Genomic DNA, 20,596 nt, shown 5'->3' with positions numbered 1-20,596 from the left:
ATTAATTATGTATGCTTATCCTGTACAGTTCCTTATTTTCCTGTGTTCTCCATAGTTGTCCGGGATTTATACTACCACTGAATTCATTACTGAAAATCTCACCACTTCCCACTTCTGGACTTATCGCGTAACGGAGAGACATGCGTAATCGTACTTTTTGCGCCCCTTCATATGTAGGACATACTAATTCCCAGTACTCTCCATTCCTCAACGGAACCGTAATAAGAGGGTGTTTGCAACTCAACATTGGAAGACGCTCAATACCCACCCATTTATTATCGACAAATGCTTGCATCTGCATGAATAGCTTGAAATCCTGTAAATCAAACTGGATAGTACTGTCCGTATTATTAATGATTTGTACCTTATAGCCTTTGTACTTATCGTCAATATGGGTGGGGAATATAGTATCTACCTGCAATAGCAGGGATTTAGCAAACTGTTTGTTTAGGGAACGAATATCCTTTGGGTATGCAAAATACTTGTCATTGGGTATTGGATCAAAAGGAGTGGAAATAAAACCACCTAAATTATCTTCCGCATAGTATTCATTATCCCGCATATAGTCAATGTTCAAGCGTGGTAATTTCCGGTCTTTCTTTCCCTGCCATACTACTTTTCCGCTTGGATTTATATATGCTAGTACATTATCTTTTTCACACTGCAATAATCCATTTACAAATCCTCGCGGGTCAACACGCTGGAGCACACTGGGTAATAAGGTTTTACCGGATCTGTCGGCCATGCCGATTTTACCATAATAATCATCCATTTCTCCGAAGAGAAAAGTAGAATCAGTTGCGCCATATGGAACGATTCTTCCATAATGCTGTGGGAAAACAAATTCTCCTGTCGTATCAATCATGCCAAACCCATGATCTTTAGTGACAAAAGCATATCCGAATTGAAAACCTTCTTCCAGCATGCCTTGGGATTGGACATGAATGAAGTCGCCATCCCTATTCACTAGCAGCAGCAAATAATCATCTACCCTTATGAGTGCCCGATGATGATTAAACGGCGTATATACGTCAATACTATTTAGTAAGATAGTTTTTTGCAGCAGGTTGTATAATACCATATAGCTAGATGCTTTGCCATGGGCCATACTATCCAGGATAATATTACCTTCAGCCAGGTATTGGGGATTTATCTGATCGCTGCCATATCGGAAGATTTCGTGTCCTGAGAGATCCAGTATCACCATATCGTTACGAAGACTGTCAGGCGCTTTCAGTCTAGCTAATAGATGATCATCTTGCCAGGGGAGTAGCGCTGCATAATTTTTTTCGAAGGGCAATGGTTTCCCATGGCGATCCAGCAACTGCAATTTATTATTTGAATCAGCAGTACGGAACAAACCGCCTTTTACCCGCTCAATATATGGATAGATCGTCTCCAGTAACAGTTTCCCTGTTGTATCCATGAGGCCATTTTGCCCTTTAAAGTTCGTAACAATGGCCGTACCATGGGTAAATACTTCCCCTTCGGAGAATACCGGGCTAACTGTATGTCCGGATTTATCAATGTATTGGGCAATTGGCCCTTTGTATACCAGCGCCAGCCCATGCGAAAATCCTGTGGCGTAATCAAATTGGGCACTAATAATAGTTTTGCCGGACTTGTCAATATAACCATAGTAACCGCCTATGCGAACAGCCGCCAGACCTTCCGAAAATTCCTGTGCTGCCGCAAACCTGGCAGGAATAACAATTTTACCCTGTTGATCGATGTAACCTGTTTTACCATTGTCCTGATACAGAAATAATGGGGAAGTAGTGGGATGATAACAGCTACAGAGTATCAGTGCTAAAACCAAAACAGCGCAAACTTTCATAGATATGTGGATAGTACCCAAATATAAATAAAAATGCAGCGCTGTCACTCGTAGTTGCAGCTTATTATAACTGAACTTTTCAAGCGACAGCGCTGCCTATAAATATGCTTATTTGCCAGCGAGGGCTAGCAACTGTTGTAATGCTTCCGGCGCGTTTTTCTTTTTGGCCTGTGTAGCCAGTTTTTGTTTGGAGCCCCAGATCAATGCGATCACATGTTCCACATTATAGTCTGGTTGATCCTTTAAGTCCGCCAGCAGTTGACCTAGGTTTTCAGGCTGTTCGAAAGCCGCGAATTCTTTCAGCGGCTTCATTTCCTGACAAGCCAGTAAGCAGGAAACAAGTGTTGGGATGGTAGGGAGACACACCCCAAACTTAGCTGCAAAGGCAATCGTGAATTGGTTTTGGACAGATTGATGCTCCGAGTCTACCTGCTTCATATAATCCCTTACCAGTGGGAAATAGGTATCATCGGTTAGTCCGAGTCCGAATACGGCATAGGTGCCTGGCAATGCACAGAGCTCCTCTTCTGCATCTGTATACCATTCAAATTCTTCGGCGAAAGCCACGCGTGCATAGGCTTCCAGCAGTGGATATAAAGTCGGATATTGGAGTGCATTCGCAAAAAAACGATGCGTGTCTGTCTTACCTATTTTCTTTATTTCCAACAACAGCTTCACCTTGGATTTCAGCTTGATGGCATAACTCCGCGGAAACTCCTGCTGTAGCAACTGGGTGAGGTATTGCAATGCCTGTTCATAGGCCGCTTCATTTTCCTGGAGGATATTGATCTTAACGGTAGCCAAGATATCGTTGGCCTGGATTTCTACATCTGCTGTTTGGAGGTCTGCATACTTACCTGTGCCGAAACGTAATAGGGGAGCGGCGCTCAGGGCTCCCAGTTCGCCAGCCATTTCCGCAAATCTCACTCCTACAGGACGCGTAAAATTAGGCTCATAGCGAATGATCATGACAGCAGTATACAGGAGCAAGTCCAGTAGAGAAGCAGGCGCCTCTGGATGTTCCGCCCGCAACGTATATACGGTACCTTTATATAGATTATTGCTAACGTCGTAGTATTGCGGCAGAAAATGTTTTTCTGCCCACTGACGCAATGCATTGATCAGATAATATCGATGTTGTCTCAAACCCTTTCTGCTAGTCTTGTTCAACAGATGGATCTTTTCTATGATAGATTGGATAGCCGGTGTATCAAGGGCTCCGCGTAATTCTTCGTCCAGCAAGTGCCGCGAGAGAAAGAAGGTATCCAGATCTTTCGTAGGGTATTGACCGTTAGTTACTTTATCGTGGAGGTATTCCTCCATGTTCCGCTGTAACTGCTGTTTTTTGAAAGATGATATATGTACATATGCAGGCACTTTGACCCGTGTCTTCCCAACAACTACTTCTCCATACACCTCAAATTTGTAATCTAGGATGGGCAACTGGTCGTAGGCTCCAATAATGGTTGCTAGCATGGGATGCAATACTGTCGCCAATTGGAGAACAGCTTCAGGAGTAGTCAGTACCCCTGGAACGGCAATGCCTTCCACATGCATGTCTGCATCACTGAAATCATCATCTGTAGAGTAGAGGTACAGCTCTCCATCCTTATAAACAAATCGGATAAAGTCAAAAACGCCAGCTTGTAATTTGGACCGTTTTACTACAGTGGCGGCATCTACTTTGGCATTCAGCTTTTCAATCAGGCTAGATACGGCTTTGGCAATATCTGTGGCAATGGTTTCCTGCGCTTTAATCATTCACTATAAATTTGGGTAACACTAATGCGCAGCAAGATATTGTATTTTATGGAATTACGCCTCTTCGGTCTCCGAAATGGGGACAGGATAGGGCAGTGCGGGCAAAAGAGGTGTTTCCAGTAAATACAAATAGGTATTTACCCCATGCTCATATGTAAACCAACTCTTCAGTTCAGCTCCGCGATTGACAGGTGGAGTTGGTAAGATATCATAAGGTCTTACGCGCATCGCAGCGTTCGAAAGCACATGTGTATAAGGCCCTATTTGTACGTACTTCCGGTCCATTTCCAGCAATATCTTCATGAATACCCGGATACTATTATCCCAGAAAAAATTCAGCATACCTTTAGTAGCTACTGGTAAATTCTCGGGAATAATCTCTTGCAGGTCACCATAGGCATAAGGAATCACATCCTTATCGTTATATACCCGAAAAGCCTGACAGAGCATGGTATTGAAAATCTGGTCATAATACGCAGTGAAGGTGGCATCTCCAATACCAGGAGCGCCAAACGTATATACGATCAGGTTAACCGGCCGCCCCAGTTGTTCCTGTATGTACAACGACAAAGCATTGGCCAGCGCTCCACCCAGACTATGCCCAGTGATAAAAATCGTAGGTACTTCTTTATGCTGGAAGCAGGTTTCCCGCAGGTAAGGAATAATGGAATGCCCAGATGCATTCAGGATAGATACCAGGTTTTGCAGACCATCCCAAATACCTTTGGCAATATAACCGTTGTGCCAGGGGGATACATTAACGACATCCACGTCCTCAAAAATATTGGAGAATTCTTTCCAGACACTTCCTCGAACAGAAATGGCATATGCGCCACTGTTCTTATTCCAAGCGCAAAACAGGGCATTTTCCCCGGCAGCGCCATACCATTGCAGCTCCCATTCTTCATTGGTGGGGAGTCCTGGGTCCGCCAGCAGCCACTCTATGGCAGACATAGGTCCGGCATAGGCCATGGCACTAAGTGTCATACAGAGCTTGGCGTGGGAGGGGGAGTATTGAAACCGTTCCATGAATTGAAATTTGGGGTGAGCAGACTTGCTACCAATGATAGAAGATACAACAGGAATGATCTTACTTTTGTTTGATAAAACAGGGATTCCCGTAAAAGAATCCTATCTTGAAGATATGATAAATAAGGATGCAATGAAGAACCATAGAACGATAGTAATTGGAGATATTCACGGAGGACTGCGCGCCTTACAGCAGTTGCTGGAGCGAATACAACCCCAAGGCGCCGATCAACTGATTTTCCTGGGAGATTATGTAGATGGATGGTCTGAGTCGGCTCAACTGATAGATTTCCTCATCGATTTACAGACACGCATTTCCTGCATTTTTATAAAAGGAAACCATGATGATATGTGTGAAGCCTGGTTAAGCGGACACGCATATAGATTGGACTGGATGAAAAGCCATGGCGTTTCTACGATTAAAAGTTATGAAGGCTACTCCACGGCAGCCATACAGGAACATCTTCATTTTTTCCGCAACATGCATTATTACTATAAGGATACGGAAGGCCGACTCTTTATCCATGGCGGTTATACGGCAGAAGGTGGCCCACTGGCACAGGGAGATGTATCCGTACTGATGAGAGACCGGACCCTTTGGGAGCTGGCCCGTACTATGAACAGCCGAGTGGCTACCCATCCGGAATTATATCCGCAAAAGCTGCGATTATTTGCGGAGATCTATATCGGTCATACCCCTACGCTCAATTACGATGTATATAAGCCCATGCATGCCTGCAATGTCTGGAATATGGATACCGGAGCCGGGTTTTATGGCCGGCTTTCCGGTATGGATATTCATTCCAAGACATTGTTTCAGTCAGATCCCGCACCATCGCTGTATCCTGGAGAAGAAGGCAGAATGATGAACCGGTTTAAATAATCAGCCTTTCCTTTTGACGGACAATACCACCTCGTATAGATAGAGTGGAACGGCCCATCCCAGCCAGAAAAAGGTGGGACCTATATCCCCCAAGCTTCCCAGTGTTTTCACCCATGGCGTGCGTAGCAAAAGGCCGGAAATAACAAATGCCAGCGTCACAAGATAGCTTCTGACCATCCATTCCTGGTGTTGCTTGAATTTGCGTATCAACGCCATTCTGTAGGCGATGAAAGTGGCGCTGATCCACACGGTAGCCCATACTTGTAAAGAGAAGGCATAAGGCCAGCCCACTGCATAAGAAGCCGTGGAGGCCAGTATCACTGCACAGATACTGCTGGCCAGCACTGCCAGTAGGTAAAAGGTGCCAATGATGCGGTGTATCTTCCATCCCTTGGCATACAATCGCTTCCAGAATTGAAACGGGCCGAGGATAATGGCGCCGCCACCAGCGGTGATATGAAGAATTAAAAACCAGCGTACGGGGAAATATCGCCCTAGTACTTCTTTGGTAAACTGCAGATAAGGGTCTGCAGGATGCATGAAGGTCCAGGTGATGTATACAATACCCAACCAGAGGAGTACATTCCCTATTTCACGAAGTGGTTGATGGGTGCTAAGTTTCGTTTTCATGTACAATACAGATTTTTGAATTACAAAAGTCCGTTTATACATGACCGGAGTCAATAACCGAAAAACTATTCGGTATAGGCGTGGATGTTGGCAGTTACCTGCTGTACATGGTCCGCATGGGTAGTTCCCCAGGTGTCGATTAGGGAGATAATAGGCACGAGGGATTCGCCGAGTGGGGTCAGATAATAATCTGAGCGCAGGGGGAATCCTGGCTGTAGCTGCTTGCTGACCACCCCATATACTTCTAATTCCCGCAGTTGCATGTCAATCACCCTGGGCGTGGCTTCCGGCATTTGTCGGTGCATTTCGCTGGGGCGGTGGCATCCGCGATGGATCAAGTCTACAATGCAGGGTTTCCATTTACCGCCCATTAGTTTCATATACACGGTGATGCCACAGTTTAGGTCTTGCGGTGTTTTACGTTCGTAGTTTTGCATATCCGTCAGCGTTAGTCATCCTAAAGTTAAGTATTACCAACCATATCTGTTGGGGTAGTAGCGGGAGACACCACTATGGCGGGTTACCGGCCGTTACTACCATCATGGAGCAGGTGTATGCCGCTGGAAATTTAACCGATATTTTAATGCTTTTCACCGGTACTTGCCGGTAAATAACCGAATGCAACTTGTAGTCGTGCCTGCATTTGCGCATTTTTGAAGGGTAATAATCAGTGGTAAAATGTTATATCTCTTCGCTATCGTCCTAACTAATCTGCATTTGATATATCATCAGGTGACAACTCGTATCGATTTGTTTCCCTTCAATAATGTTCGTGTATATACCCGTAAGGAGCGTCTAACGGAAGCGGGTATACATTTTTTCTCTATGGGATTCCCTGTAGTAGCGCTATTGACCGGCCACAAAATCATGGCGCTGGTGGCGGCTATTGAGCTGGGACTGATGTTTGCCGGAGAAATCTATACCTGGTGGACGGCCTATTTCTTTGGGGCCCGTTTTGCATTACAAAGTAACTGGTCCGAACTGCACCAACGTATTTTCAGTAAAACCATTATCTTGCTGCCGGCCCGCGGTAAAAACCCTGTTCCTAATCTGGAACATTGTATCCTCCATACATTGACGCTACTGAGCGGCGTAGCCTGCCTGTTGTATTACATCTATGGTTTATAAAAAAGGTATTGACTATACCGTTATTTTTTGGAGAGACAACAGCCACTCCGTCCTGAAATATTTTTTGCAACAATGTTTCATTTTCTGAATATTGTGCTATATTTGACCCTTCATGAGGAACCATAAAAGGAAATATAGCTTTTCGGCTACAGCCATGCTGCTACTGTATCTGCTGTACGGTATGGTTGTTCCTTTTATGCATCATCACGGCCCGGACGGAAGAGCCGCATTTGCCACTGTTAAACAGGTGAAACTTTATCCGGAAATCATCCGGGAAATGGATACCACACATCATCAAGCGCATATGACCGCAGCCTGTCATATCTGCGACGACTACATCAGTAATTACCTGAACAACCACGCGGACATTCGTCTCCCTAAACCGATACTCCTAACTATTCTGTACGTTCATCCACCAGTAGATAATAACGAACGCCTGGTATTGACCGCCTCCAACAAAGGTCCTCCCACTGCTTAATTTTTCATGGACTTCCGGGTAGGCAAACGCCTTCCTGTGTCAACTATGTATCCTACACTTCGGTCTTGTGCTGACCGGAGCCTAACGCTGTTGCTTTTAATATGAAAAAAATTTGGGTGCTGCCACTGCTGGCAGCATATGGGACGCTGCATGCCCAGCAAAATGCAGTCAAAGACCTGGAGCCGGTGGTGGTTACAGGCCAGGGACAACCTGTTAAAATTTCTCAGAGTCTTTATCCAATTACCTTAATAGATGCCAAGCGTATCCAGGAGAAAGGTGCCGTCAACCTGATGGACCTGCTGACCACAGAAATGAATATGCGCATTATCAGTGACAATGTACTGGGAAGTAATCTGATCATGCAAGGAATTACCGGTCAAAACGTAAAAATCCTAGTGGATGGTGTGCCCATGATTAGTGGTGAAGGAAATGAGTTTGACTTGCAACAACTCCACCTAAACCAAGTGGAACGAGTAGAAATTATACAAGGCCCGCTGAGCGTGGAATATGGTACCAATGCATTGGCGGGTACCATTAACCTGATTACCCGCCGTATGAAGCCAGGAGAAGGCGTTCAAGGGGGCATTTCCCAGTACTTGGAATCGGTGGGCCAGTATAATGGCAGCGGATGGCTAGGGAAGAATATGAAAGGCTGGAATCTCATGGCAGGCGGGGGATATACCTGGTTCGGGGGCTACGCGTCCGACAGCTATAAATCTACTGTCACTACACCAGATGGGACAGTGCGGGGTAAAAACTGGAACCCTAAAACGCAAGCCACTGGCAACCTGAAATTGTATCGTAAATGGGGGGAGCTGCAGGGAGGTATTTCCCTACAATATTTTAATGAACTGGCCGATGCACCAGGGAACGCGGATCCAGGAACGGCTTATCTCACGGCAACGGATAATCGTTTTCGTACGAGCCGCGCTACTGCATTGGCTTTTGTGAATGGTAAATTAAATGCTCGCAGTTATTTGGACGTGGTTAACAGTTATAGTTTTTACGATCGTACCAGCGAACAATACCTGGTCAATCTTCAAAATAAATCAGAAAAACAGACTAGCAATGCCAGTAATATCTTCGCCAACTGGACCTTCCGTGCCGCCTATAACTATCAACAACCGGATCGCCATCGTTTGAATTATCAATTAGGCTATGATGTGAATCTTAGTAATAGTGAGGGAGACAGGGTTTCGGCAGATGCGGGCATTATCAACGATATAGGCTTGTTTTCTCGCCTAGGCGCTACGTTCTTTGGTAAACTAGAGGCCCAGGGCGGATTACGCTATACTTATAATAACCGCTATAATGCCAGAGAGATCAACTTTCTCGGATTAGAGTTGCCATTGATTTCCAGCCTCCAACTACGCTGGACTATCAACGAGCATTGGTATATGCGTGCTGGTTATACCCGTGGCTTTCGCGCTCCGAGTCAACGGGAACTGTTCCAAGATTTTAAAAATGCCAATCATTACATCATCGGCAATCCTGACTTAAATCCGGAATTGGCGCATAATTACAGCGCCGGCGTACATTATAAATCCCATGCCTGGAAGCTGAATCTCACTGCCTTCCTGAATAATATCCGCGATAAAATTGAACTGGTAGAACTGGACAGATCCACCTTACCACCAGCATATCAAACGATAAATGTAGCTCGTACCTATCATAATATTCCTGAATTCAGTACCCGGGGAGTCAATCTGGATGGGACGTACAGCCATGCGGACCGTTGGCAGCTAAAACCCTCCCTGGGATATCTTTCCCGTAGTGGCAGTAATAGTATGCAGCAGCAATTTGGCAGTTGGGAAGCTGGTCTTCAAGGTATGTATAACTGGAAATGGCTGGATATCCGCTTTACGAGCGCATGGAAGTACAACGGGCCACTGGCCCAGTTTGGCATCAATGATGGCAAACTAACGGATCGGACGCTGGGAGGGTATCATCTCTGGGACCTCTCTGCTACGCGTAGTTTCCTCGTACAACGACTCATGCTCACCATCGGTATGAAAAATCTCTTGAACGTCACGGATGTGATCCAAACCGGCGACGGCAAAGATGGATTGATGCTTCGTTCGGGCTTTAAACCAGCCTTGCCAGTAGCCTGGGGACGTACCGGGTTTGTACGGGGCACCTTCACTTTTTGATAATTAAAACATCGCTATATGCAATTCAAACAACTGATTACCATCAGTGCAGGCCTACTACTTTTGGCTGCCTGCAAGAAAAAAGATGCAGAATATACGCCACCTAAACTGGCGGAAGGTACCATGGTGGCCGGTATGGGTGCAACCTACGATAGTACTGTATTCGTTAATCTCAGCACTGGAAAAATGACCGTTGTTGCTGCCGGATCATGGGATATCGCCATCCAGAGTAAAGGAGGAAAGGCTATCATCAGCAATGGCGCTAAGAAAGCGGGTATTTATCGCATGCCCAGCACCAATTTTGATAGTATTGTGGCCCTACCTGCAACGAGTTCCGGCATAAAAATCAACTATGAAAATACTGCGTTGGATACTACTGCTACTAGTGTGGGCGCTTGGGCGGATAGCCAGGGCAAAAGCAAACAATTGGTCTATATCATAGACCTGGGAAAGACACCACCATCAGGGGCTAACAGTAACGGGTATATGAAATTTACCATTACAGATGTAACCACCAATAGTATCACTATCCGCTCTGCCAACCTGGATGGAACCAATCCAAAATCACAGACGATTACCCTGGATGCTGCCACCAATTTTACCTATTTCAGCCTGATGAGTGGAAAAACAGTCCAGGTGGAACCTTCCCTTAAAAACTGGGACTTTATGTGTACGGGCGTAACCGTTGCTGGTGGCGGACCTCCGGGTTCTTATGTGGTAACAATGGCTGTATTGCACAATAGGTTGGCAGGCGTAAAAGTAGCCATCGATAATCCTGCTGCTGGCATGGCATCCAGTGATGATCCTGCTGCCCCGGTGAATAATGTAGCTAGTAGTATCGGGAGATACCAGTCGCTCACGCGTGCAGATTTCCTCACATTAGCGCCAATGGAGAAAGCGGATGCTATTGGGAAGAGCTGGTGGCAGATCCTGCAACCGCATGCTGCAGGCAATTATAAGGTGTATGACTGGAAAACATTCTTGTTATCTGATCCGGATGGGAAGCTTTTCAAAATTCGGTTTACGGCTTTTAAAAGCTTGGTTACAGGAACCCCTGGATATCCTGCATTTGAATATAAAGAACTGAACTGATGAAACATTTTTTTATCCGCTATAAGCAACTATTAATATGGTTATTGCCAGTATTGGCAGTACTCATTTTGGCTTTCATTTTTTACCGACAGCAAATAGCGCCTACACGTATTGCACTGATCAACTATCCTTCCTTTGCGGCAGCGCGCATGCAACGCGCCAACGACAGCAAATGGGTACAATTGAAAAGTATTCCAGTATCCGGATTGGCGGCTGTTTCCAATTATGACGTGGCGCTCATTTTTGGAAGGGGCTTGCATTTGACGGCAGATCAAACGGCGCTATTGCAAAAAGCCGGTAGTAAAGGACTTCGGATATTTGTGGAAGCGGCTGCAGATCCTCGTACAGACCTCACCAATTTGAGCGATAGCCAGCGTACGGTTGTAGCAACGTATATGCGTAATGGTGGTACTGCCAACTTCCGGAACCTACTGCATTTTGCACGGGTTGTCCTGGATAATAAAAAATATTATACCCTCCCGCCAGCGGCTCCAGTGAGCATTGCCTCGGATGTACTCTTTCATGTGGATGAAAATATATATTTCAATGATGTTTCAGCCTATGAATTATGGCTGATGAACAACCATCTCTATCAATACGATGCACCCAAAGTAGCGTTGGTGACTTCTGTGCCAGGCCCTTTCAATGCGAATCGCGATCACTTGGATACTATCATTACCACTTTTCAACGTCGTGGATGGAATGTATACCCGATGGCGGGAAATAAACGGAGACTGGAATTCCTACAGGCGATTCACCCGGATATAGTGGTGGAAATGCCGCATGGCCGTTTGGCTCCGGGAAATGCCCCTGCGGTGGTGGCATGGCTGAAGGAACAACAAATCCCTGTACTCAGTCCCCTCAGCGTTTTCATGAATTACGATCAATGGAAAACAAATCCCCATGGTATGAATGGCGGGCTGCTCACCATGAGCGTGGTATCGCCTGAGCTGGATGGGGCCGTGGCGCCCTATGCCATCGTGGCGCAGTATAAGGATGAAAATGGCTATGATGTTTTCCGGGCTATCCCCGAACGATTGAAATGCTTTACGGACTTGGTTTCCCGCTGGTTGGTGTTAAAGCATAAACCCAACCGCGATAAAAAGATTGCGATTTATTATTTCAAAGGTCCTGGCCTGAGTAGTCTTGTCGCTGGAAATTTAGAAGTAGTGCCTAGTTTGTATAATACTTTATTGCATCTTCAACAGCAAGGATATACGGTGGACAACCTCCCCGCAAATGCGGCTGCGCTGAATGCGCTCCTACAGCAAAACGGCAGTGTATTGAATCCTTATGCGGAGGGGAATTTGCGTAAATTCTATCGTGAAGGAGACCCTGCATGGATCGATGCGCCTACTTATGAAAAGTGGGCCACTGCGGATTTGGAGCCAGGCGCCTGGCAGGCAGTGAAGGAAAAGTATGGTCGGCCTCCCGGTAATTATATGCAAGAGCATAGGGGAGACACGGGTTTTCTGGCGATAGCACGGCTCCGTTTTGGCAATGTAGTATTACTTCCCCAGCCATTGCCCGCTGTAGGGGAGCAGACCTTTAAAATCATACATGGTGCTAAGATAGCACCGCCTCATCCGTATATCGCTTCCTATCTCTGGACCAGGCATGTGTTTCAGCCGGATGCGATTATTCATTTTGGTACCCATGGCAGCCTGGAATTTACCCCAGGAAAGCAGGTAGCACTAGGGAATGCAGATTGGTCCGATGCGTTGATAGGAAGTATTCCTCACTTCTACGTCTATACGATGAGTAATGTAGGAGAAGCGATTATTGCCAAAAGACGCAGTTATGCTACCATCATTTCTCATCTGACACCTCCCTTTATGCAAGCAGGAGGTAGTACGGAGATAAGTCGCCTCGAAATGGAACTACACCGCTGGGATGCGCTCGAAGAGGGGGTATTGAAGTCGGCCTATGCCGCGTCTATTAGCAAATCTGCCCGTCAGTTGGGCTACTACCAGGAAATGGGTGTAGATACTGCCCAAATACTTACTGCTACACAACTAACAAAGCTGCAAGACCTGGTAGAGGAGGCGGTGAATGAAAAAGTTAACAGCGGACTTTATACTATCGGTAAGCCCTATACGAAAATAGAAGCGGAAAGAACTGCTTCGTTGATGAGTGGGGCAGATACTGGCAGTACGAAATATGTCTCCCTACTACTTGGCAGTACAAACCAAGAGCTGGCTGCCTTGGATAATGCATTGTCTGGTGGATATACACTACCCAGCGCTGGTGGGGACCCATTGGCCAATCCAAGCGCATTGCCTACGGGGCGCAATTTGTATAGTATTGATGCGGAAAAAGCCCCAGGACCACAAGCTTGGGAAGTGGGTGTGCAACTGGCAAAAGACCTGGTGAGTCAATACAGGAAGGAGCATGATGGTGCTTGGCCTAGGAAAGTGGCGCTCACCTTATGGCCAGGGGAGTTTATCCGTACGGAAGGTGCCATGCTGGCGGAAATATTTTATTTATTAGGTGTAGCGCCAGTAAGGGACCCACAAGGACGTATTATAGATCTCAAACTGATACCTACTGCTGCTTTACAGCGTCCTCGTATAGACGTGGTGGTTCAAACGGCAGGACAGTTTCGTGATCTGGCGGCTAGCAGACTGGAATTGATCAATCGGGCAGTCCTCCTTGCAGCAACTGCTGAAGATAAAGGACAACCTAATTACGTCAACGAAGGAGTGCAGGCTGGTGAAAAAATGTTGAAACAGAAAGGTTTTACGCCGAAAGAAGCCCAGCAACTGGCAGCGCTGAGGGTGTTTGGTGGTATCAATGGCAATTATGGCACGGGTATTATGTCTATGGTGGAAAGTGGGAATCGTTATAATAACCGTGATGAAGTGGCCAGTGTTTACCTGCACAACATGGGAGCGGCCTATAATGATACCAGCCAATGGGCGATGTTCAGGGAAGGATTATTTGAAGCGGCACTCCAACATACGGACGTAGTAGTGCAGCCCCGTGAAAGCAATACCTGGGGTCCGCTTAGCCTGGATCACGTGTATGAATTCATGGGAGGTCTCAACAATGCCGTACGACTCGCGACCGGAAAAGAGCCCGCCGCTGTATTGAATGATTTCCGTAACCCGATGACTGCCCGTGTGCAGCCGCTGAAAGAGGCGGTATGGGTGGAAGCCCGCAGCACCCTGCTGAATCCTGTATGGATAAAGGAAATGCAGCAGGGGCAAGGAAGTAGCGCGGAAAAGATGGCAGAGACGTTCCGTAATGTTTTTGGATGGAATGTCATGAAACCAGATGTCATTGATAATGAACTTTGGAACCAACTGCATGAAGTGTATATCCGTGACCGTTATACGTTACATACCGCTACCTTCTTTGAAAAGCAAAACCCTGCGGCCCTGGAAGAATTGACGGGCGTCATGATGGAGGCTGCTAGAAAAGGCTTGTGGAAAGCGACGGAGGTACAGCGGCAAGAAATTGCCCGTCTTCACGCCACTACGATTGCGAACTACGGTGCCGGTTGTACGGAGTTTGTATGTGGCAATGCTGCATTGCGCCAGGAAATGGAGCATTACACGCCGGAAGCGTTAAAAACGGCTTATAAAATGGCTGTCAATGCTGCATTACAGCCGAATAGTGCTGTATCGGAGGCTAAAGGTGTAGTGCTGAAGAAGACAGCAGAAAGAACGGTAGGGACGGCTGTTGTAAAAGAAGGGCTGTCGCTCAAATGGTGGCGGCCGATATTCCTCGTCCTGACAGCATTAGCCACCATATGGTTGTTGGTGTACCGGAAAAAGAAATGATATGGAGCAGTTGATTGTATTACTAACACTTGTAACGGGACTGCTGTATACTTTACAGTTGTCCTGTTGCAGCTCCTGGAAAGTGAGACTGTTGCCAGTTGGCGTAATGGCTGTCTCCCTATATCTACTACACTACCTGGTGATAGAAATGGATAGCAGGACCATTTTGCAATGGCTACAGCAGGATAGTATCCGGAGGAATTTTTCCATATTGATGATACTGGATATTTTATTCCAGCTCCAACTAAACAAATGCTGGCTACAGCAAAGAACATTTCGGCGATGGTGGCTGATTCCCTCACCGGTATTGTTATGTGGACTCTTCTACCTGGAGGTATACTGTTTCCGGGAGCTAAACTTTGGATTTGAAGTGATCGCCATTAGCTATGCATTCCTGGTATCTGGAACAATCTGGTTATTGGCGCTTTTTTTTTCCTGGTGTACAGACATGCATCTGCGGATGGAATGGAGGTATTTATTATTAATGCTGTCAGGGATTTTAGCGGTGATAAGTGGAGCATCCATCCCTGAAATAGCTAACTAAATCGAATTACTATGCAATATATAGATAAAGTTATATGCTGGTTGAGTAGTGGACTGATGGTGCCAGTGATGGTAGCTGTCATTTATTTCCTGGTGCAAGCTTTCCGCCAATTATGGGATGGAAGTCGCCAATACGTTCGTCGCATGAAGGAAATTAAAATACTAGATGCGAAATTGAACGGATTAACGTATACGCATATACGTTCATTTGCGGAACTGACAGCTCACTTAGAAGGGCCATTACCTGCTACGATAAATGAACTGATTGTTAGAAGCGGCAGCGAAGCTCATCGAAATAGGCTACTGGCCGACTTCCATAATAACTGTGAGCGGGAGCTAGACAGATGCAGGACATTGAGCAAGACTGGACCTATTCTTGGCTTGATGGGAACGCTGATTCCTATGGGTCCGGCATTGGGAGGCCTTGCTGCTGGCGATATTGCCACGATGAGCGAGCAAATGCAGATCGCTTTTAACACAACTGTGCTGGGGCTTGTGATAGGTACAATTGGTTTCCTATTGTTACAAACGAAACAACGTTGGTATACCGCAGATCAGAACCGGGTGGAATTTGTAAATGATATTATCCAGACAGCTTATGAAAACAAAGCATAATCACCGCCGGTATGCCGCCAGGGAACAGGAAGATGTCAATCCGCTACATGCCGTTGCTAACCTGTTCGACGTAAGTATCGTCTTTGCGGTGGCGCTGATGGTGGCATTGGTGAGTCGGTATAAGATGACAGAAATGTTTAGTAAGGAGGATTTTACAGTAGTGAAAAATCCAGGAAAGGAAAACATGGAGATCATTACCCGGAAAGGAAATACGATCAATAAATATACGCCTACTGGAAAGAAAGAAGCCGCATCTGGCAATGGTAAGAAGGTGGGAACGGCCTACGAGTTGGAGAATGGAGAGATTGTATATATTCCTGATAATGAATAATACAGCCTGGTTATTTCAATACTTACTTTGAAATAACCAGGCCATTGGCAATTATCTTCGGATCAGGTAACCAATATTAAAAGTGGCTGCCCGGTTTTTCCCGTAGTTGGTATCCGTAAAGCCATGACTATAGCAAAGGGAGAGTTGCAGTCCCATTTTAAAACTGTATCCCAGTGTGAAGTTGGCACCTGCATCGGTAGACGCTGCATGCGCTTTATTATCAGGCTGAATGGCCTGATCTATTGGCGCTGGTTGCAATGGCCCATCGGGGCGGAAAATGATGCTGCCGTAATAGACGCCTGATACAGTGGTGAAACTGGGTGTACCAGTGGTCCCATTCATATTGGTCACACCAACGGTCCCTTTGGTGGTGCCGCCGAGGAATTGGGAAATATACCCACCCGGGCCAGCGAAGAAATGACCTTTCCCTACTGGCAGCGTGTAGAGGATATTAATGGGGAGCTCCAGGTAGTTCAGGCGATTTTCTCCTTTGAAATCCGCCATCATTACAAACGGCAGGTTGCCTGGCGTCAGTATAGCATGTTGGTAATGTGCATTCGTCTTACCTCCTTTGGAACTGAAGACAAGACCAGACATAAGGGAGAATTCTTTAGAGAGACGCCATTCCCCCGTAAGGCCTATCTGATAGGCAGGATGGAATTGGACATCGTTTTTTTGAAGGCCACTTTCTTTATCTGGTTTACTCTGAAAGCTATGACCGATGCCGGCTTTGACGCCGAACGAAAACTGTGCGTGAGTGGACGCCGCACAGAATAATGCCATGAAGGCTAATGTTATTTTTTTCATGGTGTAGGGCAGTGATGAAACTATCACGAATGTAAGGATAAGGCAGATAACATCGCAATAGATGCAATACTATCTGCCTTATGCTTATCATGAAGCCCTTTAAGCTTTCTTTTTCTTACCTAGTGAGATGTGATATTTCTCCGGTGTTCCAGAAATATGGAGATGCATAAACCGACCCTTTTTGCCTTTTTCTGCACTTTCGATCGCGTCTACCTGATCTGCATCTACTTCCTCCTGCTTACGCCCGAACAGCGCCTGGAAGCCCACCTGGGTCACCATCTTCATGGGTACGCGTAGCTGGTAAGACATCTGCATATCCAGGGATTGTTTTCCACTCACTTCAATATACCCAATGGAAGAATTGATACTCATATTGGGAAATTCCAATGTAGAGGCCTCAAAACTGAGCTTGTTCCGTAAGGTATCAAAGCGAATCATACGGAGGTTCTTATCCTTGAAGTAGCTAGACATTGCCTGCATAGGCCCGAAATCAATCAGCGAGCCATTCCTGATCTCGATATCCATTTTTGCTTTGGTGGAATCCAGCATGGGAGTGAGGTCCGGATGTAATTTGATATTGCTTTTAATCCGCCCACTGAGGGTGCCTTGTAGGTTCTTATTCAACACCATATCCTGACCAAAGTTGTCAAACTTCAACAACATCTTACTCAAGTTCACTGTATCCAATTGTATACTGCTGCGGAAATACAGTCGCTTGGGATCGGCTGCATTCAGTAGTCCGCGCATGCCAATATGCCCACCTGCCATGCGTAAATCGATGGTGTCGATTTTAATACGCTGGTCTTCTTGCATATGTACATCCGCTTTCAGATTTTTTATAGATAGCTTATGATAGCGGATTTTACCTACATCGGCTAGTACGTCGAAATTGGTGAATTTAATTTTGAAGATATTAAAACCAGCACTGTGAATGCTGTCGTTCTCTCTTTTGGTGGTGGTGCGAACGGCAGTGGCCATCTCTTCTTCTTTATGATCGCTGAAATCATAGTTCATCATTTCATCCACATTGAGATAATTGGCTTTAATGCTGAAGAGATTATTACGCTTATTACCATTGCGATCCGGGCCTGCGTATAGATGCAGGTTGATATCAAAATCACTAGTGCCTACTTTCCCTTTGAGGGTATCTACCACCAGGTATTTGTTAGTGCCGTACCGAATACGACCATTGATGTTTTCCAGTTGAATAGGGTGTTGTTTCAAGGAGCCGGAAATATTGGCTATATGGGCATCTACGCGTTTGAATACCGTATCATAGCGTAGGTTCAGTTTGGCCCGTAGCCAGAGGTTATTCGTTTGTTCGTACCAGTAACCCTCCGGAATAAATTGCCGACCCTTGTTGCTGATCAGGTCATTTACGGCCAGGCGGTCGGATTTCAGGTCAAAGGCAACTTCTGTACGCCCTTTCTTCACTTTGTCGAACCAGAGGTTATAATTATTCAGACGGCCTTTGAATACAAAATCACTGCTATCAATATGCCCAGAGAAATTTTTAACGAGCAAACTGGTATCTCCAATGCTGACGTCTGCATTAAAGTGGTGCAGACTATGCGGATATTGTTTGAAGGAAGACGACAATTCCTCAATTCGGAACACGCCCTTTGGTAGCGGATTGGGATGTAACATTTCCTGCACGCTCGTTTCCAGTGCCACCGCTAGTCTGAAGCCACTGATCACTTCTTCCCGTAAACGTTTATGCGTGGTGTCTGCCAGCATTAGTTCTCCCGGCAATACTTTATTACTATTTACCTGGAAAGTAATTTTTACAGGTTTGGACTGTTTGTGAAAGATGGCTGGTAAGTCGCTCAGCGAGCCGCTGGCGGCAATATCGCTCTGGCCTACACGAAAATTGAGGGTATCCAATTGCAGACTCCCATTTTTAACCTGGGCATGAATGTTCATGTTGCGCACCGGTAGGGGATAGTGGGGGATGCGGAAAGCGAGGTTTGTCACCGTTAGTTCGCTCTGCACGCCTTCTTTCAGCTTCGCCAAACTTTGTTCTGGCACTTGCATATCCACCAGCTCTCGGAAATTCATATTGAGGCGAATATCTCCTTCAATTTGTTCCAGGTCTTTTATACCGAGGAATTCACCGATATAGCGGATATTCAGTTCCGAATAGAGCTGCATGACCACGTGTGGATCGGTGAAATCGCGCATGATAAAGTTCCCTTTAAAAACCCCTTTTCCTGGCCTGGCGTTCATGTCTAGCAGGTGTAGTTCTGAGGTTTTGAGAGATCTGCCTGTTCCATTGGTATAGTAACCGCGGAAGCCGAGGGAATCCAGTTTCCTATTGGCATGCGTATTTTCGAACCATACATTCTCACAACCAAAATTAACGGTGATGGCAGGCATATGATCTTTGTCGATCTCTCCTTTGATGGTGCCATCAAAATAGATCCGGCCATCGCGGCGGTAATTTTGCATCTTGGAGCTGATGTCTTCCGGTATAAATGCAAACAACAGGTTGAGATCTGGCCGGTCGCCCTTTATGCTAAGATCCAATTGAGGCTTCCCTTTGAGACTCACATTCCCCTGTACATCCAGACTGGCATTTTCCAGTTTGATACTGTTTTTTTTCAACTGGAGGAATTCCTTTTCCAAATTATAATCGCCCGAAATGGCCAGGCTGATATGCTTATTGCGGAAGAGGGTACTATCTTTTTTGCTGGTAATGTCTGTCAGTAGTTTCCCTTCTAGGTCTAGGGCCACATCATCGCCATGCATATGGAAGCCAGTGGTGATTTTTTCCAACTGGGTGGTGATATTCCAGCCGGTGCCTGCGTCATGGTAAGTAACGCGTATATTCTTCAGGATGATTTTGCGCAGGTCCATAGATAGGCCGCCCTTAGTGCTGGTATCTACCGGAGCGCTGGTAGCAGTGGGAAGCGTGTGTGCCTCCACGATATCCAGGGTACCATTGGCAGCCCGGTTGATATGTACTTGTCCTGTATTGAGCACGAGGATACGTACCTGGTAATGTTGTCGGAAGATATCGGGGAGACTAAACCCCACGTACAGCTTATTCACCTCATAGAGAGGAGGGTGGTCCATTTTTTTACTGGCATAAAATTTTACATCGTGTAGTACGATGGAAATGTAGGGGAAGTTGGCGAATGGGTTGATGTTACTGCTTCCCAATACCAGTTCTCCCCGAAACTGTTTGTTTAATTCTTTTACTGCTAGTTGTGTGAGTCGTTGTTGCTGGGTATATAGGATGCCTGCGGCGATAATAATCACCAGTAACAGTCCACCTAAAGTTATACCAGCCACCCTTAATATTCTCCTGCCTTTTCTCATGGTATGGCCAATCTTGAACGGTAAAAATATAAAAAAAATGCATGTGTAATAGGGGCTTGGTGTGCAGGATAATGTTAAAATTTATTGCAGTGTAGGAAAATCGTTGCTGCGTTCCTGTTGCAGACAGTGATTTTATATTGCATATACCTGACGGTCCTCAAAATTACCGACGAATACCACAATTGAATCTTAACTGCTGCCGGTAT

16 protein-coding genes are annotated in these 20,596 nt (G+C 46.0%); 9 read left to right on the top strand and 7 right to left on the bottom strand.

From position 1 onward, the window contains the following. Position 1: 1 nt before the first annotated feature. From JO154_RS25630 to JO154_RS25620, 3 genes are all read right to left on the bottom strand, one after another. The gene (locus JO154_RS25630) at positions 2 to 1,837 is read right to left on the bottom strand and encodes a WG repeat-containing protein (protein WP_291951832.1); all 1,836 of its coding nucleotides are present in this window, start codon (positions 1,835 to 1,837) and stop codon (positions 2 to 4) included. Between the two features lie 108 nt (positions 1,838 to 1,945). After that, a complete protein-coding gene (locus JO154_RS25625; protein WP_291951829.1) occupies positions 1,946 to 3,598 on the bottom strand; it encodes a DUF6138 family protein in 1,653 nt (550 codons plus the stop codon). Between the two features lie 54 nt (positions 3,599 to 3,652). Then, positions 3,653 to 4,627: a hypothetical protein gene (locus JO154_RS25620; RefSeq protein WP_291951826.1), complete on the bottom strand. Its 975-nt coding sequence runs from the start codon at positions 4,625 to 4,627 to the stop codon at positions 3,653 to 3,655. Between the two features lie 133 nt (positions 4,628 to 4,760). On the opposite strand from JO154_RS25620, the gene JO154_RS25615 reads away from it, so the two are divergent. Continuing rightward, a complete protein-coding gene (locus tag JO154_RS25615; RefSeq protein ID WP_291951823.1) occupies positions 4,761 to 5,510 on the top strand; it encodes a metallophosphoesterase family protein in 750 nt (249 codons plus the stop codon). On the opposite strand, the gene JO154_RS25610 is transcribed toward JO154_RS25615, so the two are convergent. Further along, positions 5,511 to 6,140 carry a DUF2306 domain-containing protein gene (locus JO154_RS25610; RefSeq protein WP_291951820.1) on the bottom strand — a complete coding sequence of 210 codons (630 nt, stop codon included), beginning with the start codon at positions 6,138 to 6,140 and terminating at the stop codon, positions 5,511 to 5,513. It abuts the gene before it with no gap. Positions 6,141 to 6,205: 65 nt separating this feature from the next. Further along, positions 6,206 to 6,577: a helix-turn-helix domain-containing protein gene (locus JO154_RS25605; protein WP_291951816.1), complete on the bottom strand. Its 372-nt coding sequence runs from the start codon at positions 6,575 to 6,577 to the stop codon at positions 6,206 to 6,208. 241 nt (positions 6,578 to 6,818) lie between these two features. Here JO154_RS25605 and JO154_RS25600 point away from each other — a divergent pair, with 241 nt between their 5' ends. From JO154_RS25600 to JO154_RS25565, 8 genes are all read left to right on the top strand, one after another. Next, positions 6,819 to 7,268, top strand: a complete 450-nt coding sequence (locus JO154_RS25600; protein WP_291951813.1) for a hypothetical protein — start codon at positions 6,819 to 6,821, stop codon at positions 7,266 to 7,268. A gap of 112 nt (positions 7,269 to 7,380) precedes the next feature. Then, positions 7,381 to 7,746, top strand: coding sequence for a hypothetical protein (locus JO154_RS25595; protein WP_291951810.1), 366 nt, complete (start codon positions 7,381 to 7,383; stop codon positions 7,744 to 7,746). 101 nt (positions 7,747 to 7,847) lie between these two features. Beyond that, entirely contained in the window at positions 7,848 to 9,896 is a 2,049-nt protein-coding gene (locus JO154_RS25590) for a TonB-dependent siderophore receptor (RefSeq protein WP_291951807.1), read from the top strand. An 18-nt stretch (positions 9,897 to 9,914) separates the two neighbouring features. Beyond that, on the top strand, positions 9,915 to 10,988 hold the full coding sequence (locus tag JO154_RS25585) for an HmuY family protein (protein ID WP_291951804.1): 1,074 nt from the start codon (positions 9,915 to 9,917) through the stop codon (positions 10,986 to 10,988). Beyond that, on the top strand, positions 10,988 to 14,773 hold the full coding sequence (locus JO154_RS25580) for a cobaltochelatase subunit CobN (RefSeq protein WP_291951802.1): 3,786 nt from the start codon (positions 10,988 to 10,990) through the stop codon (positions 14,771 to 14,773). The genes JO154_RS25585 and JO154_RS25580 overlap by 1 nt, the downstream gene beginning before the upstream one ends. 1 nt (position 14,774) lies before the next feature. Beyond that, a complete protein-coding gene (locus JO154_RS25575; protein WP_291951799.1) occupies positions 14,775 to 15,317 on the top strand; it encodes a hypothetical protein in 543 nt (180 codons plus the stop codon). An 11-nt stretch (positions 15,318 to 15,328) separates the two neighbouring features. Continuing rightward, positions 15,329 to 15,931 carry a MotA/TolQ/ExbB proton channel family protein gene (locus tag JO154_RS25570; RefSeq protein ID WP_291951797.1) on the top strand — a complete coding sequence of 201 codons (603 nt, stop codon included), beginning with the start codon at positions 15,329 to 15,331 and terminating at the stop codon, positions 15,929 to 15,931. Continuing rightward, a complete protein-coding gene (locus JO154_RS25565) occupies positions 15,915 to 16,262 on the top strand; it encodes a DUF2149 domain-containing protein (protein WP_291951794.1) in 348 nt (115 codons plus the stop codon). Before JO154_RS25570 ends, JO154_RS25565 begins: the two co-directional genes overlap by 17 nt. A gap of 51 nt (positions 16,263 to 16,313) precedes the next feature. On the opposite strand, the gene JO154_RS25560 is transcribed toward JO154_RS25565, so the two are convergent. Both JO154_RS25560 and JO154_RS25555 read right to left on the bottom strand, forming a co-directional pair. After that, positions 16,314 to 17,045 carry an outer membrane beta-barrel protein gene (locus JO154_RS25560; RefSeq protein ID WP_291951791.1) on the bottom strand — a complete coding sequence of 244 codons (732 nt, stop codon included), beginning with the start codon at positions 17,043 to 17,045 and terminating at the stop codon, positions 16,314 to 16,316. 123 nt (positions 17,046 to 17,168) lie between these two features. After that, positions 17,169 to 20,390 carry an AsmA-like C-terminal region-containing protein gene (locus JO154_RS25555; RefSeq protein WP_291951788.1) on the bottom strand — a complete coding sequence of 1,074 codons (3,222 nt, stop codon included), beginning with the start codon at positions 20,388 to 20,390 and terminating at the stop codon, positions 17,169 to 17,171. Positions 20,391 to 20,596: the final 206 nt, after the last annotated feature.

Source organism: Chitinophaga sp., from assembly GCF_019236475.1.
In the GTDB taxonomy this organism is placed as follows: domain Bacteria; phylum Bacteroidota; class Bacteroidia; order Chitinophagales; family Chitinophagaceae; genus Chitinophaga.
This window is presented reverse-complemented; position numbering and strand designations above follow the sequence as displayed.